This is a genomic window from Oleiphilus sp. HI0128 (assembly GCF_001635365.1).
This window is the reverse complement of record NZ_LWGG01000383.1, coordinates 1-833: the sequence shown is the minus strand read 5'-3', so window position 1 is coordinate 833 and position 833 is coordinate 1. Positions and strand designations below refer to the sequence as shown.

The 833-nt window shown below is 43.8% G+C and carries 1 protein-coding gene; it reads right to left on the bottom strand.

Features of this window, described 5'->3' with window-relative positions:
* Positions 1-68: 68 nt before the first annotated feature.
* Positions 69-719 carry a Bax inhibitor-1/YccA family protein gene (locus A3763_RS04715; protein WP_068509429.1) on the bottom strand — a complete coding sequence of 217 codons (651 nt, stop codon included), beginning with the start codon at positions 717-719 and terminating at the stop codon, positions 69-71.
* Positions 720-833 lie beyond the last annotated feature (114 nt).

The following is an 833-nucleotide window of genomic DNA, read 5'->3' as shown; positions in this document are numbered from 1 at the left end:
AGGGCTAAAAACTAAAAAAGCCATGCTTAGTACAGACCAAGGCATGGCTTTAAAGGGTTGCTTATTTCTTAATCGTCCCCGCTAAATGCCATGAGTAGCTGAAGCAAGCTTAGGAACAAGTTATAGATCGACACAAATAGTGTCACGGTAGCTAGAACGTAGTTTGTTTCGCCGCCGTGAATGATCTCACTGGTTTGATACAGAATGATCATAGACGAGAAAAGTACAAACCCCGCAGAGATCATTAGCTGTAAACCCGCGATATCGGTAAAGATACCAATAACCATTGCACCTAAAAGAACAAAGAAACCAGCAGTAATCGTACCTGCCAAGAAGCTAAAGTCTTTACGTGTGATCAAGGCATAAGCCGAAAGACCAAAGAATACGAATGCGGTTAAGCCAAGTGCGTTAGCAACTAAGTGGCCAGCGCCTGCGCCAATGAACATGCTAAGGATGGGGCCAATTGTATAACCCATAAAGCCTGTCAGTGCGAAGGTAAGTACAAGACCCATGCCGCTGTTAGCCGTTTTGTGAATACCGAACAGTAAACCGTAAAAACCAACCAGCGTTATGATCATGCCAGGGTGTGGCGCGTTAATAACCATTGCGATATAGGCAACGGCAGCTGAAAAGGCCAGCGTTAAACCTAATAGCATGTATGTGTTCTTAAGTACCGATGAAACATCAGCACCTAAAGCCGCTTGCGAATTAGCACCCATAATATTGGCGAGGTTATCACCTTGAGTGTGAGCCGCCTGAGCTTGTGGATGTCTATTATCTTGCATGTAATGCTCCGTTTTAAACCAAGTATGTTTAGTTAGAATAATACTACA